Source organism: Zavarzinia aquatilis, from assembly GCF_003173035.1.
Classification (GTDB): Bacteria; Pseudomonadota; Alphaproteobacteria; order Zavarziniales; family Zavarziniaceae; genus Zavarzinia; species Zavarzinia aquatilis.
Window position 1 is genome coordinate 118,656 of record NZ_QGLE01000006.1, and the last position, 23,867, is coordinate 142,522.

The following is a 23,867-nucleotide window of genomic DNA, read 5'->3' on the forward strand; positions in this document are numbered from 1 at the left end:
GCGCGCAGGGCATTTGCCGTGCGGCTCTTGCCGGCGTAAAACCCGCGCAGATTTCGGAGACTTCGCTTCGTGGCCCAGCCCCTTTCCGCCCTGCCGCCCCGGACCGGCCCCGCCGAACAGGCGGCGCTGAATGCCGCCTATGGCCGGCTGGCGGCTTCGGCGCATCTTTTGCCGATCAAGGTGACGCGCTTTTATGCCGACAAGCTGGCGGCGGAACTGGCCGCCCTCGGCCATACCGAAGGGCCGCTGCACCGGGTGGTCTATCCCGACGCGGCCCGTCTCTCCACGCGGGCGCCGGGCGAGGTGGCGGATTTCGTCGACGACCGCAGCAACATGAAGACGGCGTCCCGGACCATCGTGCAGAAATACGCCGACCGGGTGCTGTTCCTGGCGACGCCGCTCTGCGCCGCCCATTGCCAATATTGCTTCCGTCAGGACGTGCTGACCGAGATGCATGGCGAGGATCCGGCGGACCTCGCCGTCTCTCTCGCCGCCCTCGTCGAGCATGTCACGGCCGACCCCCGCATCCGCGAGGTGATCCTGTCGGGCGGCGATCCGCTGACCCTGTCGCCCAAAGCACTGGCCCAGGTGCTCGATGCGCTGGGCGCCCTGCCGCAGCTCCAGTCGATCCGGGTCCATACCCGCTGCGCCGTCTTCGCCCCCGGCTTCTTCGACAAGGGCGACAAGATCGCCCTGCTCGCGCGGCCGCGCGTCCGCGTGGTCCACCACGTCGTCCACCCTTACGAAATCTGCGGCGAAGTCGGCGATCTTCTCGCCCGGCTGCGGGCGGCGGGGGTGCGGCAGTACAACCAGTTTCCGATCCTGCGCGGCGTCAACGACGACGCCGGTCTGCTGGCGCTGCATTTGCGCCTCCTCGACGAGGCGGGGGTACGCAACCTGTCGATCTTCGCGCCCGATCCGATCAACCATTCGGCGGCCTTCCGCCTGAGCCTCGACCGGCTGTTCGCGATCCACGACCAATTGTCGGCCGATACCCCCAGCTGGATCAACGCGACGGCGCTGACCTTCGACAGCCCGCAGGGCAAATTCCGGCGCGAGCACCTGGTCGCGCGCGACCGGGCGGCGGGCACCGCCCTGTTCCGTCACCGCGGGCGCGACATCGCCTATCACGACCTGCCGGCCGCCCTCGATGTGCCGGGCGACCCCGCCACATTGCTGTGGCGGGGCGAGAGCGTGATTTAGAGCCCGTCGAACAGCGCCGTCGACAGGTAACGCTCGGCGAAGCTCGGGATGATGACGACGACGGTCTTGCCCGCCATGTCGGGCCGGGCCGCGACCTCGAGGGCGGCGGACAGCGCCGCGCCCGAGGAAATGCCGCAGGCGATGCCTTCCTGCCGCGCCGCCTGACGCGAGGTCTCGAAAGCGGTCTCGTTGCCGATGGTGATGATCTCGTCGATCAGGCCGCGGTCGAGGATCGGCGGCACGAAGCCGGCGCCGATGCCCTGGATCTTGTGCGGGCCGGGCTGGCCGCCGGACAGCACCGGGCTGTCCTCGGGCTCGACCGCGATCATCTTCACCGACGGCTTCAGCTTCTTCAGCGCGGTGCCGATGCCGGTGATCGTGCCGCCGGTGCCGACGCCGGCGACGACCGCGTCGACCTTGCCCTCGGTGTCGTTCCAGATTTCCTCGGCCGTGGTCACCCGGTGGATGGCCGGATTGGCCGGGTTGGCGAACTGCTGCGGGATGACCGCGCCCGGGATTTCCTTCACCAGTTCCTCGGCCCGGTTGATCGCGCCGCGCATCCCCTTCTCGGGCGGGGTCAGCTCGAGTTCGGCGCCGAGCAGGAGCAGCATCTTGCGCCGCTCGATCGACATGGATTCAGGCATGCACAGGATCAGGCGATAACCCTTGGCCGCCGCGACGAAGGCAAGGGCGATGCCGGTATTGCCCGAGGTCGGCTCGATCAGGGTGGCGCCGGGGGCGAGCTTGCCCGCCTCCTCCAGCGCCTCGATCATGGCGACGCCGATGCGGTCCTTCACGCTCGACAGCGGGTTGAAGAACTCGAGCTTGGCGAGAACTTCGGCCTTGGCGCCGGCCGCTTCCGCCATGCGGTGCAGGCGGACGAGCGGGGTCGAGCCGATGGTCTCGGTGATATTGTCGTAGACGCGGCCGCGTCCGGGCTTTGCCGGCTTGGTCATTGTCGTGTCCTTCCTGGTGGGACTCAGATCGAGAAATCCATGCGCTCGCGGCCTTCCGAATGGACCCCGGCGCTTTCGGCGCGGCGGCACAGGTCCTCGACCGTGATCGAATCGAGCTTGGCCATGATGGTGTCGTGCAATTCGCCCCACAGCGGCTGCACCACCTTCTTGCCGAGATCGGAGGTCATGGGCGCGCCCTCGCCGCTCTCGTCGTCTTCCGCCGATTCGATGGCGCCGACGACGCGGATGATCTCGCCCACGGTGATGCGCCGCCGCTCCCGCGCGAGGCGGTAGCCGCCCTTGGGGCCTCGCACGCCCTTCAGCACGCCGGCATGGACCAGCTGCTGCATCACCTGTTCGAGGTAGCGCTGGGGAATGCCCTGGCGCCGCGTGATCTCCTTCGACTGCACCGGCTCGGGCCGGGCGTTGTAGGCGATGTCGACGACCGCCTCGAGGGCGAACAGCATTTTGCGCGAAAGGCGTAGCATCAGATGTTCCGTTCCTTCACGGTTTCGGCGATGCGCCGCGCAAGGCGCGTCGCGACTTCGGTCTTGGCGAGGCGGGGCCAGCTCTCGACCCCCCCGGCGGTGACGATATGGATCGCATTGTCGGCCGCGCCCATCACGCCGCCGTCGGGGCCGCTGCCCACGTCATTGGCGATGATCCAGTCGCAGCCCTTGCGGGCCAGCTTGGCCCTGGCGTGGTCGACCACCTTCTCGGTCTCGGCGGCGAAGCCGACGACGAGCGGCGGGCGGCGGGCGCCGGGCTTCGAGACGGTGGCGAGAATGTCCGGGTTCTCGACGAAGGCGAGGGCGGGCACCTGGCCGCTGCCGTCCTTCTTGATCTTCTGGTCGGCCTCGCCCGCCACCCGCCAGTCGGCGACGGCGGCGGCGCAGACGACGATATCGGCCGGCAGGGCGGCATCGACCGCGGCGGCCATCTGGCGCGCGGTCTCGACATGGCGGGTCTCGACCCCCGCCGGGTCCGCCAGGGTGACGGGACCGGACACCAGCGTCACCCGCGCGCCGAGGCCGGCGAGGGCGGCGGCGATGGCATGGCCCTGCTGCCCGGACGAACGGTTGGCGATATAGCGCACCGGGTCGATCGGCTCGTGGGTGGGGCCGGAGGTCACGACCACATGCTTGCCCAGCAGCGGCCGGTCGCCCCGGGTCGCATAGAAATCCTCGATGCGGTCGAGGATCGCCGCCGGCTCCGCCAGGCGGCCGGGGCCATATTCGCCGCAGGCCATGTCGCCATCGTCCGGGCCGACGATCAGGATGCCATCGGCCAGCAGGCGGGCGTGGTTGCGGCGGGTCGCCTTGTGGGTCCACATGCGGACGTTCATCGCGGGCGCGATCAGCACCGGCTTGTCGGTGGCGAGCAGCGCGGTCGAGGCGAGGTCGTCGGCGAGGCCATTCGCCATCTTGGCCATCAGGTCGGCGGTCGCGGGACAGACCACGATCAGATCGGCGTCGCGGCTCAGCTGGATGTGGCCCATGTCCGCCTCGTCGGTCAGCGAGAACAGGTCGGTATAGACCTTGTCGCCGGTCAGGGCGGCGACCGACAGCGGGGTGACGAATTCCTGCGCGGCCCGGGTCAGGATGGCCCGCGTGGCGATGCCTTTGCGGGCCAGCAGCCGGATCAGCTCCAGCGCCTTGTAGGCGGCGATGCCGCCACCGATGACCAGAAGGATTCGCTTGTCGGCCATGCACCTGCCCGCCACCGGATGAGGATTAGCGTTTTATACGGCTATTTGGTGGACTTCAATAGAAATGCCGCATTCTGCCCGGGTTTGACGGCGGCGCGTTCTTGCCCTAGATCGAATGGAGAATCGGGGAGAGGGACATGCAACCGACGACCGCCAGTGCCATCAAAGCCGGGGCCACCATCGCCGGGATGCTTGTCGTCACGGTCCTCCTGTCGGCCTGCGGCACGCCGACCTCCCCCACGGCCCAGCCGCCCCATGCCCTGACCGCGCTGTCCAGCGGCTGGCAGGTCGGCGCCAGCGAGATGCGCGACGGCGAAGGGCGCAGCTTCACCGTCTGCACGCTGCAGCGCGCGGGCGATGGCGGCAGCCGGTTCTGGATCGCCACGACCTCGGCGACGATCACCAGGGATCTTTATGTCGGTGTCCGCTCGGCATCGCTGCCGGCGGTCGAGGGGCGCGCGGCGCGCAAACCCGGCCTCGTCATCGACGGCACCGCCTTCCGGCCGCAGCGGGCGCAGCAGGCGGGGGATTCCCTGTCGATGGTGATCCCCGGTGCCGAAGCGGAGGCTTTCCTGCAGGCTTTCGCCAAGGGTTACAATCTCGAGGTGACGGCCGAAGACCTGCCGGGCTTTTCCTTCCCGGTCAGCCTCGTCGGCACCGCCAACGGCCGCCGCGAATGGCAGAAATGCATCGAGACCGAGCTGAAGCCGCCGGCTAACGGCTGACGGCCAGCACGACGACGGCGACGGCGAGGGCGATCACCGCCCACCACAGGCGGCGCTGGGTCTTGGCCTGGCCTTCCGCGATGGCGCGGGCGGTTTCCGGGTGCAGGCGCAGGCCGTTTTCCGTGATCTGGGCGCCGAACCGCTCGAATTTCTCGATGATGCCGGGCAGGCGCCGCGCCATGCCCGCCGCGCCCTCGGCGGCGTCGAGCAGCCGGTGCTCGGGCGAGAAGGTCGAGACCAGCCACTTCTCGACCACCGGGCGCGAGACTTCCCAGATATTCATGTCGGGATCGAGGCCGCCGCACACCCCCTCCACGACGACCATGGTCTTCTGCAGGAGGAGGAGATCCGGCTGGGTCTCCATGGCGAAGGTCTCGGTGATCATGAACAGCTGCTGCAGCAGGCGGGCGATGGAAATCTCCCGCGTCGGGCGGCCCAGGATCGGCTCGCCGATGGAGCGCAGGGCCTGCGCGAACAGCTCGACCGATTTGCCCGGCGGCAGGATGCCGGCCTCGGCATGGACCCGGGCGACCCGCAGGTAATCGGCGGTGATGAAGCCGATCAGGGTTTCCGCCATGAAACGGCGCATCGGCCGCGACAGCCGGCCCATGATGCCGAAGTCGATGACGACGATGGTGCCGTCGTCGGCGACGAAGAGATTGCCCTGGTGCAGGTCGGCGTGGAAGAAGCCCCGCCCCAGCGCCTGGTCGAGGAAGCTCTGCATCAGCCGGCTGGCCAGCAGCCGGGGATCGCGGCCGTCGGCGATCAGTTTCGCGCGGTCGCCGATGGGCGTGCCCTGCACCCGGTCGACGGTCAGCACCCGGCGGGCGGTGCGGCTCCAGTCGACCGTGGGGGCAGTCACGCCGCCCTGCTTGTCGAGATTGAGCGCGATCTCCGAGGCGGCGGCGGCTTCGAGCCGCAGATCCATCTCGAGGAAGGACACTTCGGCCAGGGTGCGCACCACCTCGCGCGGGCGCAGGCGCTTCAGCGGCGGCAGCCATTTCTCGCCAAGCTCCGCCGCCCAGGCAAGGGCATCGAGATCGCGGCGAAAGGCGGGTTCGATCCCCGGGCGCAGCACCTTTACCGCGACCTGCCGGCCCTCGCGCGTCACCGCGAAATGAACCTGCGCGATCGAGGCGGCGGCGACCGGTTCCTCGTCGATGGACAGGAACAGCTCGTCCATCGGATGCATCAATTCATGCTCGATGATGCGCCTCGCCTCCGCCGCCGGGAAGGGCGGTACCCGGTCCTGCAACTGGGCGAGGGCGCGGGCGACCGGCTCGCCGACGAGGTCGGGGCGGGCGGCGAGACTCTGTCCCAGCTTGATATAGGTCGGGCCGAGGCTGCCGAGGGCGAGGGCCAGCCGCTCGCCCTGGCTCTTGCCTTCGAGGGCGGCGCGGCGCGGGCGCAGCTGGATCGCCATCGCCCGCCGGCCGAGGCGGGCCAGCAGGGGCAATTCCTCGGTCAGCTCGGCCGGGAACAGCGCGTCATGAACCGCCAGCCGCCGCGCGACGCGAAAGAGACGCAGGGCATGGCGAAGCGCGCGGAACATGGAGGGCGGACCTTAAAGGCGCCAGCCGGAATGGATGGCGGCGACCCCGGCGGTCAGATTGCGGACCTGCACCTGCTCGAAGCCGGCGGTGCGCAACATGCCGGCGAATGTCTCCTGATCCGGGAACTTGCGGATGCTCTCGACCAGATAGCGATAGGCGTCGGCATTGCCGGCGACCATGCTGCCGATGCGCGGGATCACGCGGAAGGAATATTCCTCGTAGATCTTGTCGAGGCCGGGCACCACGACCTTGGAGAATTCGAGGCACATGAAACGCCCGCCCGGCTTCAGCACCCGGCGCATTTCCTTCAGCGCCTCGGGGATGCGGGTGACGTTGCGGATGCCGAAGGCGATGGTGACGTAATCGAATGTCCGGTCCTTGAAGGCCAGCTTCTCGGCGTCGCCCACGGTCCAGTCGAGGGCGAGGCGCCCCTGGTCGAGGGCGCGGTCGCGCCCGACCATGATCATCTCGGCGTTGATGTCGGCGACGGTGACATGGGCCCCCGCCCCCGCCTTGTCGAGGAAGCGGAAGGCGATGTCGCCGGTGCCGCCCGCGACATCGAGCAGATGGCTGCCCGGCCCGGGGTTCAGCCAGTCGATCATCGCCGTCTTCCACAGGCGGTGCACGCCGCCCGACATGAAGTCGTTCATGACGTCGTAGCGTTTGGCGACCGCGTCGAAGACGCCGCGCACCCGGCGCGCCTTGTCGTTTTCGGCGACGGTCTCGAAACCGAAATGGGTGACCTTCTCGGCGGAATCGTTGGCGGGGATGTCCTGGCTCATGGCGCGACACCATAGCGCCGCGTCAGGGCCTTCGCCAGTCTCGCGGAATGTCGCGCCGCGGCGGCGCCTGTGGCTTTGATGATGGCGGCCCCTGACGGCAAGCCGGCTCCACCTTGCCGGAAGCCGCGCTAACGGCCACCGAAGGACAGGACGAGGCGCACCAGGTCCTGTTGGCGCGAACAGCCGGTCTTCTGGAAAACCGCCTTCAGCTGGCTGCGAATGGTCTCCCGGCCGACGTTGCGGTCCAGCGCGATCCGGTCGATGGAACGGCCCTCGGCCATTCCCCGCAGGACATCGGCTTCGCCCGCGGTGAGGCGGTACAGGCGCGCCATGGCCTCGATGCTCGGGAGATGGCGGCTGTCCGCGTCGCCGGGTCCGGGAGAGGCGTCGATCAGCAGGATCGCGGTCGGCCCCTGGAAATAGAGCGACAGTGCATCGCTGGCGATACGCACGATCGCCACGCGAAAGGACTGTCCCGCATGGGTGAAGCGGCCGGCATAGGATCGGGGACCGCCGGGGCTCCAGCTCAGCAGCGACTTCAGCGCCGCCGCGATCCCGTCGTCGGCGATGCGCAACGCGCCGCCGAGATCGGTGCCGATACCCCCGCCGGTGGCGAGAAGCCGCGCCGCCGAAGCCGAGGCACGGCGAATCCTCAGCCGGTCGTCGACGACGATGGCGCTCACCCCCAGTTCGTCGAGGGCGAGATTGGTCGCCGCGCCTTGCAGGTCCGGTCCCTGCCCCTCGCGATAGGCCCGCTTGGCCCGCAGCAGATGGGGGGCGAGGCGGGTCAGGAGCCGCGCGTGCTCCATGTTCGCGTCGAGGTCGAGACGCGGCGTCACCACGCTCAGCAGAAAGAGCCGGCCTTCCGTCCGCTCGATCGAAATTCCCGTGCCGGTCTCGACGCCGATCGAGCGCAGCCACTCCCCGTGAAAGCGGGTTCGCAGCAAATCTTCCCGGGGGTACATCTGCTCCATGATGCAGCCGAGCCCCACCGGCCAGGTCGTCGCCTTCGGTGCCCAGGCGTCATGCTGGGAATATTCGGTGTTGTAGGTCTCGATCTCGCGGGAATCGAGACCCGAGGTGATCGACAGCAGGCCCTGCCGCAGCGTGGGATCGTGAAAGAACATGGTCGCGCGCGCCTCGGGCACGTCCCGCGCCACCGCGTCGAGGAACTGCTGCCACGTCGTCTCGCCCAGCAGCGCCGCGTAGATCAGGTCGATCAGTGCATCTTCGTGTTTGGTGAGCATCACGCGCAACCTCGACCGATCGTATGCGCGCCATCCCCGATCCGCTCTGCCGGCTGACCACGAAAGAGGGAAGGGCGCGACTTGCTAAAGAGTGCGGCGTGCACGACAAAATTCGCAACAATTTTGCCGTCTGGTGTCGCCCTGCGCCAAGGGGGGTTCCGGCACAAGGGGGCCTCGGGCTAGGCTTCCCGCCATGCCCGAGTTACCCGAAGTCGAAACCGTCTGCCGCGGCCTCGCCCGCGCCCTCGAAGGCCGCCGTCTCGCCCGCGTCCAGCAGCGCCGGCCCGACCTGCGCCTGCCCTTTCCGCCCCGATTCGCCGAGCGGCTGACCGGGCGGCAGATCGTCGCGATCCGCCGGCGGGCCAAATACATGCTGTGGGATTTCGACGATGGCACCGTGCTGCTCGGCCATCTTGGCATGTCGGGCCGGATGCAGATCGGCACCGGGCCGCTGCCCGAGCTCGGCCCCCACGATCATGTGGTGTTCGAGACCGTGGACGGTCCCCATGTCATCTACAACGACCATCGGCGCTTCGGCCTGATGACCCTCGATCACCGGGACACGGTCGCGGCCCATCGTCTGCTTTCCGGCATCGGGCCGGAACCCTTGGGCAACGAGTTCAACGCCGATGTCCTCTCGGCCGCGCTCATGGGTCGGCGGACGCCGATCAAGGCCGCCCTCCTCGACCAGAAGGTGGTCGCGGGCCTTGGCAACATCTATGTCTCGGAAGCCCTGTTCCGCGCCGGCATCTCGCCCGAGCGGGAGGCGGCGACCGTCGCCGGCAAGCGGGCGGAGAAGCTGGTGCCGGCGATCCGCGACGTGCTGAACGAGGCGATCGCGGCCGGCGGCTCCACCCTGCGGGACTATGTTCAGGCGGATGGCGAACTGGGCTATTTCCAGCACGCCTTCAAGGTCTACGACCGCGAGGGCGACCCCTGCCCGACCTGCGCCAAAGGGGTCGTCACGCGCATCGTGCAGAGCAACCGCTCGACCTATTTCTGCCCGCGCTGCCAGAAATGACGTTATAGTGCCGGCCATGCGCGCGCTCGTCCTCGTCGCCCTTCTGCTCGCCGGACTGCCGGCGCTGGCCGCGACCCGGTTCCTGACCGGATCGGAGGATGTGCCGCTGATGGACGGCCTCGCCGAGATCGCCGAGACCAGCACGATCTTCGATGCGCCCGGCGGCCGCATCGTCGAGGTGGACGCGAGGGGCGCGGTCGCGGCGGCGGATATCCTGCGCTATTACGCCGACAGCCTGCCGGCCCTCGGCTGGGTCGCCGATCCCGTCGGCGAAAACGTATCGCTCACCTTTCGGAGGGGGGCGGAAATTCTCGTGATCACCATAATGGGCGAGCCGGGGGCGGGGGGCGTGGTCCGCTTCAACCTGCGTCCGCGCGCGTCCTGATCCCCACCCCGCATAACTCAACTGGAAACGTACCGGAGTGCGTCATGGCCTATGCCACCATCCTGACTGAAATCCGCGGCGCGGTCGGCCTCGTCACCCTGAACCGGCCCCAGGCGCTGAACGCCCTGAACGCCGAGCTGCTGGGCGAGCTTTGCACCGCGCTCGAAGCCTTCGATGCCGACGAAGCCGTCGGCTGCATCGTCGTCACCGGCTCGGCCAAGGCTTTCGCGGCCGGCGCCGATATCAAGGAAATGGCGCCCCAGTCCTACATGGACATGTTCAAGGCCGATTTCTTCGCCGAACCGCATGACCGCATCTGCGGGATCAAGAAGCCGATCATCGCGGCGGTCTCGGGCTATGCCCTCGGCGGCGGCTGCGAACTGGCGATGCTGTTCGATTTCATCATCGCGGGCGACAACGCCAAGTTCGGCCAGCCGGAAATCAACCTCGGCGTCATCCCGGGCATCGGCGGCTCGCAGCGCCTGACCCGCTTCGTCGGCAAGTCCAAGGCGATGGACATGTGCCTGACCGGCCGCATGATGGACGCCGCCGAGGCCGAGCGCGCGGGCCTCGTCTCCCGCGTCTTCCCGGCCGCCGATCTTCTGGCCGAGGTGATGAAGATCGCCGACACCATCGCCGAGAAGTCGCATCCGATCCTGTCGATGGCCAAGCAGGCGGTGAACCGCTCCTACGAGACGACGCTGTCGGAAGGCGTGCTGTTCGAGCGCCGGCTGTTCCATTCGGCCTTCGCCACCGAAGACCAGAAGGAAGGCATGTCGGCCTTCGTCGAGAAGCGCAAGCCCGTCTTCAAGCAGCGCTGAGGGATAAGGGCGCCGGCCTCACGCGGCCGGCGCCGCCAGCCAGTAGAGGCCGGAGATCAGGCCGAAGGCCTCGAAACCGCCGGAAATCAGGGCGATCCGCCCCGGTCTGCCATCGACGATCAGGCTGAACAGGCGCCCCACGACCAGGCCGCCCAGCACGGCGATGCCGACGACGAGCCCGGCGAGGGCATAGGCCGGCAGCACGCCGCCGACGATCATGGCGATGCCGCAGCCGATGGCGACCCCGCCCGAGCCCGAGCGGATGTAATGCAGCGCGTCCGGCGTGTCGGCCTCGAGGCCGAAGGGCCGGACGACGGCGCCTATGGGCCCGATCAGGGCGCGCAGCCCGATGAGGATGAACAGGGCGCCGGTGACGAGCAGATAGCCTTCCATGGGACGTGCCTTTGCGGTCTTCTTGTCGAAGGGCCATGGCACATCGTTCGGAATTCTCCGGCAAGACCCGCACTTGAACCCGCCGGGCGCTGCCGCTAGTGTCCGGCCACTTTATGACAGGAACGGCCGTGAGCACGCTTGCAAGCGCGATCGAAAGCCGGCGCACCTTCGCGATCATCTCGCACCCTGACGCCGGCAAGACCACTTTGACCGAAAAGCTGCTGCTGTTCGGCGGTGCCGTGCAGCAGGCGGGCGCGGTCAAGGCGCGCGGCGACCAGCGGCGCGCCCGTTCCGACTGGATGAAGGTCGAGCAGGAGCGCGGCATCTCGGTCACCGCCTCGGTCATGACCTTCGAGGCGGACGGCTGCACCTTCAACCTGCTCGACACGCCGGGCCACGAGGATTTCTCGGAAGACACCTATCGCACGCTGACCGCGGTCGACAGCGCCATCATGGTGATCGACGCGGCGAAGGGTATCGAGGCGCGGACCCTGAAGCTGTTCGAGGTGTGCCGGCTGCGCGACGTGCCGATCGTCACCTTCGTCAACAAGATGGACCGCGAGGCGCGCGATCCCTTCGAGCTGATGGACGAGATCGAGAAGACCCTCGCCCTCGACGTGACGCCCGCGACCTGGCCGATCGGTCAGGGCCGGGATTTCCACGGCTGCTATGACCTCATCCACGACGAGCTGATCCTGATCGACCGCGGCGCCGGCAACAAGCTGCCCGAGATCGAGAAATGCTCTGGGCTGGACGATCCCAAGATCGACGCGAAACTGCCGGCCGAACTGGTCGCCAAACTGCGCGAAGACGTGGAGATGATCCGCGGGTTGTGCCAGCCCTTCGACGAGGAGAGCTATCGCGCCGGCCATCTGACACCGATCTTCTTCGGCTCGGCCCTGCGCTCCTTTGGCGTCCGCGAACTTTTGCAGGGTCTCGCCGAAATGGCGCCCTCGCCCCGGCCGGCCAGGGCCTCGACCCGCGAGGTCGCGCCGGTCGAGCCGAAGGTCGCGGGCTTCGTCTTCAAGATACAGGCGAACATGGACAAGAACCACCGCGACCGCGTGGCCTTCGTCCGCCTCGTCTCGGGCGAATTCAAGCGCGGCATGAAGATGAAGCATGTCCGCTCCGGCCGGATGCTGGCGATCAACAACCCGGTGCAGTTCATGGCTGGCGACCGCGAGACGGCCGACCTCGCCTATGCGGGCGACATCCTCGGCATTCCGAACCACGGCACGCTCCGCATCGGCGACACGCTGACCGAGGGCGAGGATCTCGCCTTCCTGGGCGTGCCCTCCTTCGCGCCGGAAATGCTGCGCCGGGTGAAGCTGGACGATCCCATGAAGGTGAAGCACCTGCGCCGCGCCCTCGAGCAGCTGGCCGAGGAAGGCGCCTCCCAGGTGTTCCGGCGTCAGATCGGCGGCGATTATGTCGTCGGCGTGGTCGGGCCGCTGCAGTTCGATGTGCTGAAAAGCCGGCTTTCCGCCGAATATGGTCTCGACATCGAATTCGAGTCGGCGAATTTCGAACTCGCCCGCTGGGTCGATGCCGACGACAAGAAGGCGCTGGCCGAATTCGCCGACGGCAACAAGATGAACCTCGCCGAGGATCACGATGGCGCCCTCGTCTATCTGGCGCGGAACCAGTGGTATCTGCAACGGGCCAAGGACGACTGGCCGGCGGTGAAATTCCTCGCGACCCGCGAACAGATCACCGATGCCGGCGACCGCCTGACGGCCGCCAACCAGACGCACTGACATGAGCGATCCCGCCCGGCGCCTGCAACCGCCGTCGGGCGGCCGTTTCGACCGCCTGCTGCGCGGCGGCATCCGCCTGCGCATCGCCGCCTTTCCGGTGGCGGGGCCGGCGCGGGGCACCGTCGCCCTGCTGACCGGGCGCAACGAATTCATCGAGAAATATTACGAGACCGTCGCCGACCTGCACGACCGGGGCTTCGATGTCCATCTGATGGACTGGCGCGGCCAGGGCCTGTCGGCCCGCCTGCTGCCCGACCGGATGAAGGGCCACGTCCGCGATTTCGCCGATTACGTCGACGACCTCGAAGCCTTCGTCGACCGGATCGAGCCGCGCGGCCCCCTGATCCTGCTGGCCCATTCCATGGGCGGCCATATCGCCCTGCGTGCCCTCGCCCAGCGGCCGGCCCTGCGCGCCCGCCTTGCCGGTGCCGTGCTCTGTTCGGCGATGATGGCGATCAACACAGGCAAGATCGGGCCGAAGGGCGCGGCCCGGCTGGCGCGGACCCTCGTTCGCCTCGGCCTCGGCAAGCGGGCGTTTCCGGGCAAGGAGGGGGGCGGCGAAAACGTCCTCACCTCCGATCCCGAACGGGCGGGCGATCAGGCGCATTTCATCGCGTCCGAACCCGAACTCGACCTCGGGGCGCCCACCTTCGGCTGGCTCGACGCCGCTTTCCGCTCGATCGCCCTGCTGGCCCGTCCGGGCCTTGTCGAGGCGGTGGACATCCCGGTGCTGGTCGCCGTCGCGGGCGCCGACCGGGTGGTGATCCCGGCCGCCGAACGCGCCATGGCGGCCCGCCTGCCCGGGGCGACGCTGCTGGACATCGAAGGCGCGCGCCACGAAATCCTGAAGGAGCGGGACGAATTGCGCGCGCGGTTCTGGGCCGGCTTCGACGATTGGTGCGGGGACATCCTTCGGCGGGGCGCCACCTGACATCGGGGGCGTGCTTGCGCCGACCCCCGGATCTCGGGACCGCCATGTGGCGACCTGCGCCACATGCGGCTCTTCGTGCACTGGATTGTGCATTCCGGTTGATGCAATCTTCTCGGCACAGTCGTGGGTCACGAGGGCGCAATGTCGACCAAGTCTTGGATGCATACGGGGGTTCGCGTGGTGACGGTCGCCGCGCTGATGGCGACGGCGGCTTGCGCCGATAAGCGGCTGGGCGCCCCCGGTCAGGCGCCGCCGCTCGATACCATGAGCCTGTCGGGCACGCCGAAGGCGGTCGCTGAATGCACCATGGCGGCGATGCAGGCCGCCGACGAGTGTGACGACATTGATTCCGGTCTCGGCATCACCACCAACGAGGTCACCAAGACGGTCCAGCTGACCTGCTACAACGTCACGCCAGCCGCGGTTTCGGCGGGGGCGGCCTTCGGCATCCTTGGCGTGCTGATCGGTGCCGCCGTCGGCGAGAAGGAAAAGGTCGGGGAGTCGAACAAGCGGCCGCCCTATTACACCGTGCAGCTGAAGGAAACCTCGCCAAAGGCGGTGGAGGCCGGCTTCTGGGTCGCCACCTCGATTGATGGCCCCGAAAGCAGGATCGCCAAGCTGAAATCCTACCTCGGCAAATGCGACGGGCAGATGGCGGAGGCACCGCCGGCCCCGGTTCTCGTCCCGCCCCAGGCGGCGGCGGCGCCCGCCGCCGATCCGGTGAAGCCGGCGAACTGACGGGACCTGCCGTGGAACGCCATGTTCGCGCCGCGTTGCGCGCCGGGTGCCTCCTTGCCGCCATGGCTTTCGCCGGCTGCGTCGACAAGGCAGCGGATCGCCAGGCCAAGGACACGCTGCCCAGCGTGTCCTTGGCAGGATCGGGCGAGGCGGTCGCCATCGCGCAATGCGTCTATGACGCCGTGCTGTCCCGGGACTGCCAGACCGAGCAGCAACGGCTTCTGATCACCAAGGCCATGAACAGTTCGGACATCATCGTCATGTGCGACGAGAATCTGGGCTACGCCGGTGTTCGGGGTGGCGGCTACTACGGTGGCGGTTCGCCGGCGGGAGCCCTGGGCGGGGCCATTGCCGAAGCGCTTTCGGTTTCGCAGCAGGCTGCGCAGGCGCGGGACCCAACGAAATTCCCGGTCTACTCCGTGACCCTGCGGTCGAAGCCGGCGGGCGGCGTCGATGGCGAGGCTTGGGCGCTGAACGAGCCGGACAAGGGCCCGCGCCGGCTGAACATGATGATCGACGCCTTCAACAAATGCTCGGCGGCGAAATAGCCGCGCTCAGGCGTTCAGCAGGGCGAGGATTTCCGCGTGCAGGCGCTTGTCGCCGGTCGCGACCACGCTGCCGCCCTGCTGCGCGTCGCCGCCGGTCCAGCTGGTGATCTGGCCGCCCGCGCCGCGCACGATCGGGATCAGGGCCTGGATGTCGTAAGGCTCGAGATTGGTCTCGATCACGGCATCGACATGGCCGCTGGCGACCATGGCATAGGCGTAGCAATCGCCGCCGTAACGCACCATCTGCGCCTTGTCGGCGACGCGGGTGAAAGCGGCGAGGCTCTCCTTCGTGCGGAACAGATGCGGGCTGGTCGTCATCAGCCGGGCATGGGCTATGCCGGGGCAGGCCCGCACCGACAGTTTCCGCCCGCCCAGAAAGGCGCCGGCCTCGGTGCCGACGTAACGCTCCCCGGTGAAGGGCTGATCCATCACGCCGACGACCGGCTCCCGCCCGTCGTTGAGGGCGATCAGCGTGCCCCAGGTGGGCAGGCCGGTGATGAAGGCGCGGGTGCCGTCAATGGGGTCCAGCACCCAGGTCAGCGGACTGCTGCCCTGCTTTGCCCCATATTCCTCGCCCAGGATGCCGTGGTCCGGATATTCCGCCTCGATGAGGGCGCGAATGGCCGCCTCGGCGCCGCGGTCGGCCTCGGTCACCGGATCGTAGCCCTTGGCCCCGCCCCACAGGTCCGCCTTGTCGTCGACGGGCATCACCGTGCGGAAATAGGGCAGGATCACCGCGCGCGACGCATCGGCCAGGCGGCCGGCGAAAGCGGTCAGGGTTTCGATCTCGGCCCGGTCCAGGGCCTTGGGGGAAAGCGTCATCACAACCTCGCTCGATGCGCCGCAAACTAGGATTGCGGGACATCGAGCGCAAGGGCCATCAGATCAGCCAGATAACGGTGAGGCCGAGAGCGAAAATCCCGTCGTAAGCAGCGCAGAACGGCGGATACCAGCCCCGGGGCGCGACCATGGCCCCGTCATGACCGAGGCCATGGTGCAGCCAATCCCAGACCCCATGCAGGACATAGGCCACCGGCACCACCCAGGGCGACAGCCACAGACCGGCGAGGCCCGCCGCCATGAACAGGGTGGCCACGATGGATTCGACCGCGATCTGCCGCACCGATCCCGCCTGGATGGCGAAGCCGACATAGATCGCCCCGATCACCGCGACCATCACCGCCGCCAGCTCGACGGAGTAACGATGGTCGATCAGCAGATGCAGCGGCAGCGTGGCAAGGCTGAGACCGATGCCGATCATCGACGGGGCGAAAACCCCGTGGCTGTGCTTGTGGGTCGCGGCGATGGTCATTCCTGAATCTCCTCTCCGGTGTTGACCGCAGGATAGGATCGGGCATCAATGTCGCAAACGACATTGATCCCGGGATTTCAGTCATGGCCCGCACGATCTGCTTTCTGGTCTATACCGATTTCGTGCTGTTCGATCTGGCCGGGCCGCTGGAAGCCTTCAACACCGCGCGCATCCTGTCGGGCGGGGAATACCGGCTGGTCGTCGCCTCGCTCGACGGCGGACTGGTGCGCAGTTCATCCGGCCTCGAGGTGATGACCGAGGCCCTGCCGGCGGGGCCGCTCGACACGCTGATCGTGCCGGGTACGCTCGCCCCGCTCGACATTCCCCGGGTGGGCGAGGTGATCGGGGCCATCGCGGCGCTGGCCGGCCGGGCCGGGCGGCGGACCAGCGTCTGCACCGGCGCCTTCCTGCTGGCGGCGGCCGGGCTGCTCGACGGCCGCGCGGTCACCACCCACTGGCTGCTGGCGCCCGAGCTGCAGGCGAGGTTCCCCGGCCTCCGGGTCGAGGGCGACCGCATCTTCATCCGCGACGGCGATGTCTGGACCTCGGCCGGCATGTCGGCGGGCATCGACCTCGCCCTGGCGCTGATCGAGGCCGATCTCGGGGCGGAGGTGGCGCGGCAGGTCGCGCGGATGCTGGTGGTCTATTTCCGGCGCCCGGGCGGGCAGGATCAATTCTCGTCGCTGCTCGATCTCGATCTGGGCTCGGACCGCATTCGCCGGGCGCTGGGTTTCGCCCGCGACCATCTGGCGGGCGATCTCTCGGTGCCGCGCCTCGCCGAGGTGGCGGGCCTCAGCCCGCGCCAGTTCGGCCGCGCCTTTACAGCCGCGACCGGCACCACCCCGGCCAAGGCGGTGGAGCGCCTGCGCGTCGAGGCGGCGCGCCCGATGGTCGAGGACGGGCGGCGCAGCTTCGATGAAATCGCCCGCCTCGTCGGCTTCGGCGATCCCGACCGCCTGTGCCAGAGCTTCATCCGCTGCCTCGGCCGGACGCCGCAGGACGTGCGGCGCCAGGCGCGTAGCGAAAGTTAGGACTGTTCACTTCCCTCGTCATCCCGGCGCAGGCCGGATCTTGTGACCACAAGGGCGCTTCTCTCGTCCCAAGGCTCCGGCCTTCGCCGGAGCGACGAGATGGTGGACCCGGTCTATTCACACCTTCAGGCGATAGCCGCTGCGGAAAATCCACACGATGCCGCCGAGGCACAGCACGAGGAACAGCCCGGTCATGCCGAGGCTGAGGCCGATGTCGACTTCCGCCTGACCGAAAAAGCTCCAGCGGAAGGCGGAGACGAGATAGACCACCGGGTTGAACAGGCTGACCGTCTGCCAGAAGGGCGGCAGCATCTCGATCGAATAGAAACTGCCGCCGAGGAAGGTGAGGGGGGTCACGATCAGCAGGGGTACCAGCTGCAGCTTCTCGAAACCATCGGCCCAGATGCCGATGATGAAGCCGAACAGGCTGAAGGTGACCGCGGTCAGGATCAGGAAGGCGACCATCAGCACCGGATGCTCGATCTGGACGGGCACGAAGGCAGTCGCCGTCGCGAGGATGATCAGGCCGAGGATGACCGATTTGGTCGCCGCCGCCCCGACATAGCCGGCGACGATTTCGAGCGGCGAGACCGGCGCCGACAGCACTTCGTAGATCGTCCCCGTGAAGCGCGGGAAATAGATGCCGAAGGAGGCGTTGGAAATGCTCTGCATCAGCAGGGTGAGCATGATCAGCCCGGGCACGATGAACGAGCCGTAGGCGACACCGCCGATGGCGTTCATGTGCTGGCCGATCGCCGCCCCGAAGACGACGAAATAGAGCGAGGTGGAAATGACCGGCGAGATGATGCTCTGCATCAGGGTGCGCCAGGCGCGGGCCATCTCGAACAGATAGATGGCGCGGATCGCATAGAGGTTCATGATTGCGCGCTCACCAGGCTGACGAAGATGTCTTCCAGGGAATTCTGGCGGGTCTGCAGGTCGTTGAAGCGGATGCCGGCCTCGCCGATGGCGCCGAGAAGCGCGGTGATCCCTGTCCGCTCCCCCTTGGTGTCATAGGTATAGACCAGCTCGCGCCCGTCGGCGGCAAGGCTGAGGTCGAAGCCGGCAAGGCAGTCCGGCACGGCCGCCAGCGGCTGCTGCAGGTGCAGGATCAGCTCCTTCCGGCCGAGCTTGCGCATCAGCTCGGCCTTGTCCTCGACCAGGATGATCTCGCCCTTGCGGATGACGCCGACCCGGTCGGCCATCTCCTCGGCTTCCTCGATGTAATGGGTGGTCAGGATGATGGTGACGCCGGTCTCGCGTAAGCCTCGCACCATCTCCCACATGTCGCGGCGCAGCTCGACGTCGACCCCCGCCGTCGGCTCGTCGAGGAACAGGATGCGCGGCTCGTGGCTCAGGGCCTTGGCGATCATCACCCGCCGCTTCATCCCGCCCGAGAGCTGGCGCAGCTGGTTGTCCTTCTTGTCCCACAGCGAGAGGTCGCGCAGGATTTTTTCGATCAGGGCGGGGTTGCCCTTCTTGCCGAACAGGCCCCGGCTGAAGCTGACCGTGTTCCACACCGTCTCGAAGGCGTCGGTGGTCAATTCCTGCGGCACCAGGCCGATCAGGCTGCGCGCCGCCCGATAATCCTTCACGATGTCGTGCCCCCCCGCCAGCACCGTGCCCGATGTCGCCCGGGCGATGCCGCAGACGATGCTGATCAGGGTGGTCTTGCCGGCGCCATTGGGGCCGAGCAGGGCGAAAATCTCCCCCGGCCTGATCTGCAGGTTCACCGCCTTCAGGGCGGTGAAGCCCGAGCCATAGGTCTTGGTGAGAGTCTGGATGTCGATGACCGGGTTCATGGCGGGGACGATACCCGACCGGAACGCTCGGTGAAATCCACGCCGACGCATGGCAGGCCATCGCCGGGTTTGCCATCGCCGGGCGCTGCCGCCATGGTATCACCCGAGGCGAGGGGTTCACGGCGGGTTGGCATGACGGCGCGATTTGATCTGGTGGTGGTCGGCGGGGGCATCAATGGCGCCGCGGTGGCGCGCGACGCGGCGGGCCGGGGCCTGTCGGTCCTGCTGGCGGAGGCGAATGATTATGCCAGCGCGACCTCATCCGCCTCGTCCAAGCTGATCCACGGCGGCATCCGCTATCTCGAGCAATATGAATTCCGGCTGGTGCGGGAATCGCTGCACGAGCGCGAGACCCTGATGCGGATCGCGCCCCATCTCGTCTATCCCCTGCGCTTCCTGGTGCCCGTGACCCGGGGGCAACCGCGCCCGGCCTGGATGGTCCGCCTCGGGCTTATCCTTTACGACCTGCTGTCGGGCCGGAAGCTGCTGGAAAAGACCGGGCGCCTGTCGGCCGCCGCGGCGGCGGCGGTGCCGCGCCTGCGGCCCGATGGCGTGCGCGCCGTCCTGCATTATCCCGACTGCTGGACCGACGATGCCCGGCTGACGCTGGAAACCCTGCTGGATGCCAGGGCGCGGGGCGCCGATATCGGCAACTACCGCCCGGTGACCAAGATCGAGCCGGCCGGCGACGGTTACCGCGTCACCTTCCGCGAGGACGGCCGGCCCCGGACGGTCGAGGCCCGCTATGTCGTCAATGCCGGCGGCCCCTGGGCCAATGCGGTGCTGGGCAAGGTCGAGGGCGGCGCCGCCCCCGAGAAGCGCCTGCGCCTGGTGCGTGGCAGCCACATCGTCGTGCCCATGCCCGAGCCGAAGGAGACCCGCGCCTTCACCCTGCAGAACGACGACAAGCGCGTGGTCTTCGTCATTCCCTGGCTGGAGCGTTTCCTGATCATCGGCACGACCGATGTCCCGCACGAGGGCGACCCGGCGAAGCCCGCCTGTTCGGAGGCGGAGCGGGATTACCTGCTCGCCTGCTACCGGCGCTTCTTCGATCATCCGGTGACGGCGGCGGATGTGGTATGGAGCTGGTCGGGCGTCCGCCCGCTGGTCGACGACGGCAGTGACAACCCCTCCAAGGTGACCCGGGAATACGAGCTGGTTTCCCACCGGCAGGGCGCGGGCGGCATGATCTCGATCTATGGTGGCAAGATCACCACCCACCGCAAGCTGGGCGAACTGGTGATGTCGGCATTGCAGGACCTCGGCGCCGAAATGGCCGGTCCCTGGACGAAGACCGCGCCGATCCACGGCGGCACCCTCGACCGCGCGGCGCTGGCCCGCCTCGCCGAGGCGGGACCGGAGGCGGTGCCCGCCGAGGTTCGGCGGCGCTGGGTCTTCACCTATGGCGCGGCGACGGCCGACATCTACGCGGCGATCGCGGATGATCCGGCGCTGGCGCAGGATGTCGCCCCCGGCATTCCCGAGGCGGAATTGCTGCACGCGGTATCGGTCGAGGATGCGAAGACGGCGGAGGATTTTCTCTATCGCCGGACCAAGACCTTCATCCTGCAGGATGCGGACGGGATCGACGCGGTGACCGGCTGGTTCGCCCGGCGCCAGCGGACGGCCTGACCATGCCGCAGCCGCTGGCGCATATGCCGCGCGATCTGCTTGCCGGTATCGACATCGTCCTGACCGATATCGACGACACGCTGACCCACGAGGGCCGCCTGCCGGCGGTGACCTATGCCGCCATCGAGCGGCTGGCGGCGGCGGGCATCGACGTGGTGCCGATCACCGGGCGGCCCGCCGGCTGGTGCGACCTGATCGCCCGGCAATGGCCGGTGCGCGGCGTGATCGGCGAAAACGGCGCCTTTTTCTTCGCCTATGACGGCGCCGCCCGGCGTCTCGTCCGGCGCTACTGGAAACAAGACTCGCAGGTCCGCGCCGCCGACCGCGCCCGTCTCGCCGAACTGGCGCGCACGATTCCGGCGGCGGTGCCGGGCTGCGCCATCGCCACCGACCAGTTCTGCCGCGAGGCGGATCTCGCGATTGATTTCCGGGAAGACGTGACGCCGCTGCCCTGGGCGGCGGTCGACCGCATCGTCGCTTTGTTCGAGGCGGCGGGGGCGACGGCGAAATACAGCACCGCCCATGTCAACGGCTGGTTCGGCGACTGGGACAAGCTGGCGATGACCCGGATTTTCTTCGCCGAACACCTCGGCCGCGATCTCGACGCGAGCCGGGACCGCGTCGCCTTCATCGGCGACAGCCCGAACGATGTGCCGATGTTCGGCTTTTTCCCCCATGCCGTCGGCGTCGCCAATCTCGACTTCTTCGGCGACCGGCTGAGCGCCCTGCCCGCCTATGTCACGACGGCGCGCGGCGGCCACGGCTTCGCCGAACTGGCCGACGCCCTGCTGGCGGCACGCTGATCCCGCCCTCCCCGCCGTTCAGACGGGGAAAGCGAGCGTCGTCAGGCCGCGATCGGGGTGGCGGCGGCGGCCGGTTTCGACGGGGCGACCGCGGCCATGGCGCGCACGAGGTCGAGCAGGCGTTCCTGCTGTTCGTCGGGCAGGGTCATGAAGCTGCGCGCCACCTCGGCCGCATCGCGGCTGATCGTGTCGGCGACCGGCGCCGCGGCGTCGTAGAAGTAGGAGATCGGCACGTCCAGCGCCTCGGCCAGGGCCGAGAGGCGACCGGCCGAGACCTTGGCGCCGCCGGTCTCGTATTTCTGGATTTGCTGGAATTTCAGCCCGACGCGACGCGCCAGCCGCTCCTGGGAAAGCCCGAGAAGCCACCGGCGTTCACGAATGCGGCGTCCGATCTGAAGATCGAGGGGAGTCATCGCCATAAGAAAACTCCAATATGGGAACACTTGTAACCATATTGGAGTTTTCCGGCAGCTTCAACCCCTTCCCGCGCAATGCGCGGAAAGATCGCCACTTGCGGTTGGGCGCCTATCCCAGGCTTTGGGCTCAGGCGCTCTCAGCCGCGCGCGACATGCGCTTGCGCTCGTTGGAATCGAGGTAGCGCTTGCGCAGGCGGATCGACTTCGGCGTGACCTCGACCAGTTCGTCGTCGCCGAGATAGGCGATGGCCTGCTCGAGGCTCATCTTGCGCGGCGGCGTCAGGCGCACGGCCTCGTCCTTCGAGGTGGTGCGGATGTTGGTCAGCTGCTTGCCCTTGAGCGGATTGACCTCGAGGTCGTTGTCGCGGGTGTGCTCGCCGATGATCATGCCTTCGTAGACCTTCACGCCCGGGTCGATGAACATCGGGCCGCGGTCTTCGAGGTTCCACAGGGCATAGGCGACCGACTCGCCCGCCGCGTTCGAGATCAGCACGCCGTTGCGGCGGCCGGCGATCGGGCCCTTGTAGGGGGCATAATCGTGGAACAGGCGGTTCATCAGGCCGGTGCCGCGGGTATCGGTGAGGAATTCACCGTGATAGCCGATCAGGCCGCGCGACGGGCAGTGGAAGACGAGACGGGTCTTGCCGCCACCCGACGGGCGCATTTCCTTCAGCTCGCCCTTGCGGATCGAGACCTTCTCGACGACGACGCCCGAGAATTCGTCGTCGACGTCGATCACCACTTCCTCGATCGGCTCGAGGCGCTGGCCGTTCTCTTCCTTGAACAGCACGCGGGGGCGGCTGATCGACAGCTCGAAGCCCTCGCGGCGCATCTGTTCGATCAGGATGCCGAGCTGCAGTTCGCCGCGGCCCGCGACCTCGAAGCTGTCGCCGCCGGGGGCGTCGGTGATCTTCAGGGCGACGTTGCCTTCGGCCTCGCGCAGCAGGCGGTCGCGGATGACGCGGCTCTGCACCTTGCTGCCTTCGGTGCCGGCGAGCGGCGAATCATTGATCGAGAAGGTCATGGCCAGGGTCGGCGGGTCGATCGGCTGGGCCTTCAGCGGCTCGCTGACTTCAAGCGCGCAGATGGTGTCGGCGACGGTGGCGACGGTCAGGCCGGCGATGGCGACGATGTCACCCGCCGAGGCTTCCTCGACCGGCACGCGCTCGATGCCGCGGAAGGCGAGCAGCTTGGACAGACGGCCCTGTTCCAGCATCTCGCCGCCCGCGCGCAGCGCCTTGACCGGCGTGTTCTGGCGCGCGACGCCGGACTGAATACGGCCGGTCAGGATGCGGCCCAGGAAGGGATCGCTCTCGAGCGTGGTCGCCAGCATGGTGAAGGGCTGGTCGGTGTCGTTGACGACCGACGGCTGCGGCACATGGTCGAGCACGAGGTCGAACAGCGGCGCCAGGGTCTCGCGCGGCTCGTCCAGTTCCTTGACCGCCCAGCCCTGCTTGCCCGAGGCATAGAGGATCGGGAAGTCGAGCTGTTCCTCGTTGGCGTCGAGCGCGGTGAAGAGGTCGAAGACCTCGTTCAGCACTTCGTCGGGACGGGCGTCGGGACGGTCGATCTTGTTGATCAGCACGATGGGGCGCAGGCCGAGGCGCAGCGCCTTGCCGGTCACGAATTTGGTCTGCGGCAGCGGGCCTTCGGCGCTGTCGACGAGGACGACGACGCCGTCGACCATCGAGAGGATGCGCTCCACCTCGCCGCCGAAGTCGGCGTGGCCGGGGGTGTCGACGATATTGATGCGGGTGTCCTTCCAGACGACCGAGGTCGGCTTGGCCAGGATGGTAATGCCGCGCTCCTTTTCCAGGTCGTTGCTGTCCATGACCCGCTCGGCCACCTGCTGGTTGGCGCGGAACGTGCCCGACTGCCGCAGCAGCTGGTCGACGAGAGTGGTCTTGCCATGGTCGACGTGGGCGATAATGGCGATATTGCGGATCTGCATGAAACACGCCTTCCGGGGCACTGGCATCATGGCCCGGGGCCGGCTCATCGAGTGCGAGGCCGGAAGCAAGGGGCCGGAAATTCGGGCTTTTGCCGCTTTTTAAGCGGCGGCGGAGTATAGCCGCTGTTTATGGCAGTGCAATAACAACGGCC

At 68.0% G+C, this 23,867-nt stretch carries 25 protein-coding genes; 12 read left to right on the plus strand and 13 right to left on the minus strand.

Features of this window, described 5'->3' with window-relative positions; translation table 11 throughout:
• Positions 1 to 69 precede the first annotated feature (69 nt).
• Positions 70 to 1,203, plus strand: a complete 1,134-nt coding sequence (locus DKG74_RS11860; RefSeq protein ID WP_109905995.1) for a 4Fe-4S cluster-binding domain-containing protein — start codon at positions 70 to 72, stop codon at positions 1,201 to 1,203.
• Here the strand turns inward: DKG74_RS11860 and cysK are convergent.
• From cysK to coaBC, 3 genes are read right to left on the minus strand one after another with little or no spacing between them, the layout of a single operon-like run.
• Positions 1,200 to 2,159, minus strand: a complete 960-nt coding sequence (cysK, locus tag DKG74_RS11865) for a cysteine synthase A (protein ID WP_109905997.1) — start codon at positions 2,157 to 2,159, stop codon at positions 1,200 to 1,202. The two genes, DKG74_RS11860 and cysK, sit on opposite strands and share 4 nt — an antisense overlap.
• 23 nt (positions 2,160 to 2,182) lie before the next feature.
• Entirely contained in the window at positions 2,183 to 2,647 is a 465-nt protein-coding gene (locus tag DKG74_RS11870; RefSeq protein ID WP_109905999.1) for an RrF2 family transcriptional regulator, read from the minus strand.
• Entirely contained in the window at positions 2,647 to 3,867 is a 1,221-nt protein-coding gene (gene coaBC / locus DKG74_RS11875) for a bifunctional phosphopantothenoylcysteine decarboxylase/phosphopantothenate--cysteine ligase CoaBC (RefSeq protein ID WP_109906001.1), read from the minus strand. The genes DKG74_RS11870 and coaBC overlap by 1 nt, the downstream gene beginning before the upstream one ends.
• Positions 3,868 to 4,004: 137 nt before the next feature.
• Between coaBC and DKG74_RS11880 the strand changes: the two genes are divergently transcribed.
• Positions 4,005 to 4,592: a hypothetical protein gene (locus DKG74_RS11880; RefSeq protein ID WP_109906003.1), complete on the plus strand. Its 588-nt coding sequence runs from the start codon at positions 4,005 to 4,007 to the stop codon at positions 4,590 to 4,592.
• On the opposite strand, the gene ubiB is transcribed toward DKG74_RS11880, so the two are convergent.
• The 3 genes from ubiB to DKG74_RS11895 form a co-directional block, all read right to left on the minus strand.
• Entirely contained in the window at positions 4,582 to 6,144 is a 1,563-nt protein-coding gene (ubiB, locus tag DKG74_RS11885; protein WP_109906005.1) for a 2-polyprenylphenol 6-hydroxylase, read from the minus strand. The two genes, DKG74_RS11880 and ubiB, sit on opposite strands and share 11 nt — an antisense overlap.
• A 12-nt stretch (positions 6,145 to 6,156) precedes the next feature.
• Complete coding sequence (ubiE, locus tag DKG74_RS11890; protein ID WP_109906007.1) at positions 6,157 to 6,927, minus strand: bifunctional demethylmenaquinone methyltransferase/2-methoxy-6-polyprenyl-1,4-benzoquinol methylase UbiE; 771 nt, start codon at positions 6,925 to 6,927, stop codon at positions 6,157 to 6,159.
• A gap of 128 nt (positions 6,928 to 7,055) precedes the next feature.
• Positions 7,056 to 8,174 carry a helix-turn-helix transcriptional regulator gene (locus tag DKG74_RS11895; protein ID WP_109906009.1) on the minus strand — a complete coding sequence of 373 codons (1,119 nt, stop codon included), beginning with the start codon at positions 8,172 to 8,174 and terminating at the stop codon, positions 7,056 to 7,058.
• 193 nt (positions 8,175 to 8,367) lie between these two features.
• On the opposite strand from DKG74_RS11895, the gene mutM reads away from it, so the two are divergent.
• From mutM to DKG74_RS11910, 3 genes are read left to right on the plus strand one after another with little or no spacing between them, the layout of a single operon-like run.
• Entirely contained in the window at positions 8,368 to 9,195 is an 828-nt protein-coding gene (gene mutM, locus DKG74_RS11900; RefSeq protein ID WP_109906011.1) for a bifunctional DNA-formamidopyrimidine glycosylase/DNA-(apurinic or apyrimidinic site) lyase, read from the plus strand.
• A gap of 16 nt (positions 9,196 to 9,211) precedes the next feature.
• Positions 9,212 to 9,580, plus strand: a complete 369-nt coding sequence (locus DKG74_RS11905) for a hypothetical protein (RefSeq protein WP_109906013.1) — start codon at positions 9,212 to 9,214, stop codon at positions 9,578 to 9,580.
• A 44-nt stretch (positions 9,581 to 9,624) separates the two neighbouring features.
• Positions 9,625 to 10,401, plus strand: a complete 777-nt coding sequence (locus DKG74_RS11910) for an enoyl-CoA hydratase (protein WP_109906015.1) — start codon at positions 9,625 to 9,627, stop codon at positions 10,399 to 10,401.
• Between the two features lie 18 nt (positions 10,402 to 10,419).
• Here DKG74_RS11910 and DKG74_RS11915 read toward each other — a convergent pair whose 3' ends face one another.
• The gene (locus DKG74_RS11915) at positions 10,420 to 10,794 is read right to left on the minus strand and encodes a DUF4345 family protein (RefSeq protein WP_109906017.1); all 375 of its coding nucleotides are present in this window, start codon (positions 10,792 to 10,794) and stop codon (positions 10,420 to 10,422) included.
• Positions 10,795 to 10,922: 128 nt separating this feature from the next.
• Between DKG74_RS11915 and DKG74_RS11920 the strand changes: the two genes are divergently transcribed.
• The 4 genes from DKG74_RS11920 to DKG74_RS11935 all read left to right on the plus strand — a co-directional run bounded on the left by DKG74_RS11920 (position 10,923) and on the right by DKG74_RS11935 (position 14,768).
• On the plus strand, positions 10,923 to 12,551 hold the full coding sequence (locus DKG74_RS11920; protein WP_207779336.1) for a peptide chain release factor 3: 1,629 nt from the start codon (positions 10,923 to 10,925) through the stop codon (positions 12,549 to 12,551).
• A gap of 1 nt (position 12,552) precedes the next feature.
• Entirely contained in the window at positions 12,553 to 13,482 is a 930-nt protein-coding gene (locus DKG74_RS11925) for an alpha/beta fold hydrolase (protein WP_109906021.1), read from the plus strand.
• A 141-nt stretch (positions 13,483 to 13,623) separates the two neighbouring features.
• Positions 13,624 to 14,220, plus strand: a complete 597-nt coding sequence (locus DKG74_RS11930) for a hypothetical protein (protein ID WP_109906023.1) — start codon at positions 13,624 to 13,626, stop codon at positions 14,218 to 14,220.
• 11 nt (positions 14,221 to 14,231) lie between these two features.
• Positions 14,232 to 14,768, plus strand: a complete 537-nt coding sequence (locus DKG74_RS11935; protein WP_133251574.1) for a hypothetical protein — start codon at positions 14,232 to 14,234, stop codon at positions 14,766 to 14,768.
• Positions 14,769 to 14,774: 6 nt separating this feature from the next.
• Here the strand turns inward: DKG74_RS11935 and hisN are convergent, their stop codons facing one another.
• Both hisN and DKG74_RS11945 read right to left on the minus strand, forming a co-directional pair.
• Complete coding sequence (gene hisN, locus DKG74_RS11940; RefSeq protein WP_109906027.1) at positions 14,775 to 15,590, minus strand: histidinol-phosphatase; 816 nt, start codon at positions 15,588 to 15,590, stop codon at positions 14,775 to 14,777.
• A gap of 58 nt (positions 15,591 to 15,648) precedes the next feature.
• A complete protein-coding gene (locus tag DKG74_RS11945) occupies positions 15,649 to 16,080 on the minus strand; it encodes a DUF6010 family protein (RefSeq protein ID WP_109906029.1) in 432 nt (143 codons plus the stop codon).
• Between the two features lie 83 nt (positions 16,081 to 16,163).
• Here DKG74_RS11945 and DKG74_RS11950 point away from each other — a divergent pair, with 83 nt between their 5' ends.
• Positions 16,164 to 17,111: a GlxA family transcriptional regulator gene (locus DKG74_RS11950; RefSeq protein ID WP_109906031.1), complete on the plus strand. Its 948-nt coding sequence runs from the start codon at positions 16,164 to 16,166 to the stop codon at positions 17,109 to 17,111.
• A gap of 117 nt (positions 17,112 to 17,228) precedes the next feature.
• On the opposite strand, the gene DKG74_RS11955 is transcribed toward DKG74_RS11950, so the two are convergent.
• A complete protein-coding gene (locus tag DKG74_RS11955) occupies positions 17,229 to 17,990 on the minus strand; it encodes an ABC transporter permease (RefSeq protein ID WP_109906033.1) in 762 nt (253 codons plus the stop codon).
• Positions 17,987 to 18,913, minus strand: a complete 927-nt coding sequence (locus tag DKG74_RS11960; RefSeq protein ID WP_109906035.1) for an ABC transporter ATP-binding protein — start codon at positions 18,911 to 18,913, stop codon at positions 17,987 to 17,989. The genes DKG74_RS11955 and DKG74_RS11960 overlap by 4 nt, the downstream gene beginning before the upstream one ends.
• A 132-nt stretch (positions 18,914 to 19,045) precedes the next feature.
• Between DKG74_RS11960 and glpD the strand changes: the two genes are divergently transcribed.
• Positions 19,046 to 20,545: a glycerol-3-phosphate dehydrogenase gene (glpD, locus tag DKG74_RS11965; RefSeq protein WP_165837646.1), complete on the plus strand. Its 1,500-nt coding sequence runs from the start codon at positions 19,046 to 19,048 to the stop codon at positions 20,543 to 20,545.
• Between the two features lie 2 nt (positions 20,546 to 20,547).
• Positions 20,548 to 21,348 carry an HAD-IIB family hydrolase gene (locus DKG74_RS11970; protein WP_109906039.1) on the plus strand — a complete coding sequence of 267 codons (801 nt, stop codon included), beginning with the start codon at positions 20,548 to 20,550 and terminating at the stop codon, positions 21,346 to 21,348.
• 41 nt (positions 21,349 to 21,389) lie between these two features.
• Here the strand turns inward: DKG74_RS11970 and DKG74_RS11975 are convergent, their stop codons facing one another.
• Together DKG74_RS11975 and typA are read right to left on the minus strand one after the other, a co-directional pair.
• Positions 21,390 to 21,767, minus strand: a complete 378-nt coding sequence (locus tag DKG74_RS11975; protein ID WP_207779337.1) for a helix-turn-helix domain-containing protein — start codon at positions 21,765 to 21,767, stop codon at positions 21,390 to 21,392.
• Between the two features lie 124 nt (positions 21,768 to 21,891).
• The gene (gene typA, locus DKG74_RS11980) at positions 21,892 to 23,715 is read right to left on the minus strand and encodes a translational GTPase TypA (RefSeq protein WP_109906041.1); all 1,824 of its coding nucleotides are present in this window, start codon (positions 23,713 to 23,715) and stop codon (positions 21,892 to 21,894) included.
• Positions 23,716 to 23,867 lie beyond the last annotated feature (152 nt).

Bases quoted from the DNA above. Each gene is read 5' to 3' on its own strand.
- glpD (WP_165837646.1), top strand. From the start codon at position 19,046: ATGACGGCGCGATTTGATCTGGTGGTGGTCGGCGGGGGCATCAATGGC.
- DKG74_RS11960 (WP_109906035.1), bottom strand. From the start codon at position 18,913: ATGAACCCGGTCATCGACATCCAGACTCTCACCAAGACCTATGGCTCG.
- coaBC (WP_109906001.1), bottom strand. From the start codon at position 3,867: ATGGCCGACAAGCGAATCCTTCTGGTCATCGGTGGCGGCATCGCCGCC.
- DKG74_RS11975 (WP_207779337.1), bottom strand. From the start codon at position 21,767: ATGGCGATGACTCCCCTCGATCTTCAGATCGGACGCCGCATTCGTGAA.
- DKG74_RS11880 (WP_109906003.1), top strand. From the start codon at position 4,005: ATGCAACCGACGACCGCCAGTGCCATCAAAGCCGGGGCCACCATCGCC.
- DKG74_RS11950 (WP_109906031.1), top strand. From the start codon at position 16,164: ATGGCCCGCACGATCTGCTTTCTGGTCTATACCGATTTCGTGCTGTTC.
- DKG74_RS11930 (WP_109906023.1), top strand. From the start codon at position 13,624: ATGTCGACCAAGTCTTGGATGCATACGGGGGTTCGCGTGGTGACGGTC.
- DKG74_RS11905 (WP_109906013.1), top strand. From the start codon at position 9,212: ATGCGCGCGCTCGTCCTCGTCGCCCTTCTGCTCGCCGGACTGCCGGCG.
- typA (WP_109906041.1), bottom strand. From the start codon at position 23,715: ATGCAGATCCGCAATATCGCCATTATCGCCCACGTCGACCATGGCAAG.
- DKG74_RS11870 (WP_109905999.1), bottom strand. From the start codon at position 2,647: ATGCTACGCCTTTCGCGCAAAATGCTGTTCGCCCTCGAGGCGGTCGTC.
- DKG74_RS11955 (WP_109906033.1), bottom strand. From the start codon at position 17,990: ATGAACCTCTATGCGATCCGCGCCATCTATCTGTTCGAGATGGCCCGC.
- DKG74_RS11925 (WP_109906021.1), top strand. From the start codon at position 12,553: ATGAGCGATCCCGCCCGGCGCCTGCAACCGCCGTCGGGCGGCCGTTTC.
- DKG74_RS11915 (WP_109906017.1), bottom strand. From the start codon at position 10,794: ATGGAAGGCTATCTGCTCGTCACCGGCGCCCTGTTCATCCTCATCGGG.
- DKG74_RS11945 (WP_109906029.1), bottom strand. From the start codon at position 16,080: ATGACCATCGCCGCGACCCACAAGCACAGCCACGGGGTTTTCGCCCCG.
- cysK (WP_109905997.1), bottom strand. From the start codon at position 2,159: ATGACCAAGCCGGCAAAGCCCGGACGCGGCCGCGTCTACGACAATATC.
- DKG74_RS11970 (WP_109906039.1), top strand. From the start codon at position 20,548: ATGCCGCAGCCGCTGGCGCATATGCCGCGCGATCTGCTTGCCGGTATC.
- ubiB (WP_109906005.1), bottom strand. From the start codon at position 6,144: ATGTTCCGCGCGCTTCGCCATGCCCTGCGTCTCTTTCGCGTCGCGCGG.
- DKG74_RS11910 (WP_109906015.1), top strand. From the start codon at position 9,625: ATGGCCTATGCCACCATCCTGACTGAAATCCGCGGCGCGGTCGGCCTC.
- mutM (WP_109906011.1), top strand. From the start codon at position 8,368: ATGCCCGAGTTACCCGAAGTCGAAACCGTCTGCCGCGGCCTCGCCCGC.
- hisN (WP_109906027.1), bottom strand. From the start codon at position 15,590: ATGACGCTTTCCCCCAAGGCCCTGGACCGGGCCGAGATCGAAACCCTG.
- DKG74_RS11895 (WP_109906009.1), bottom strand. From the start codon at position 8,174: ATGCTCACCAAACACGAAGATGCACTGATCGACCTGATCTACGCGGCG.
- ubiE (WP_109906007.1), bottom strand. From the start codon at position 6,927: ATGAGCCAGGACATCCCCGCCAACGATTCCGCCGAGAAGGTCACCCAT.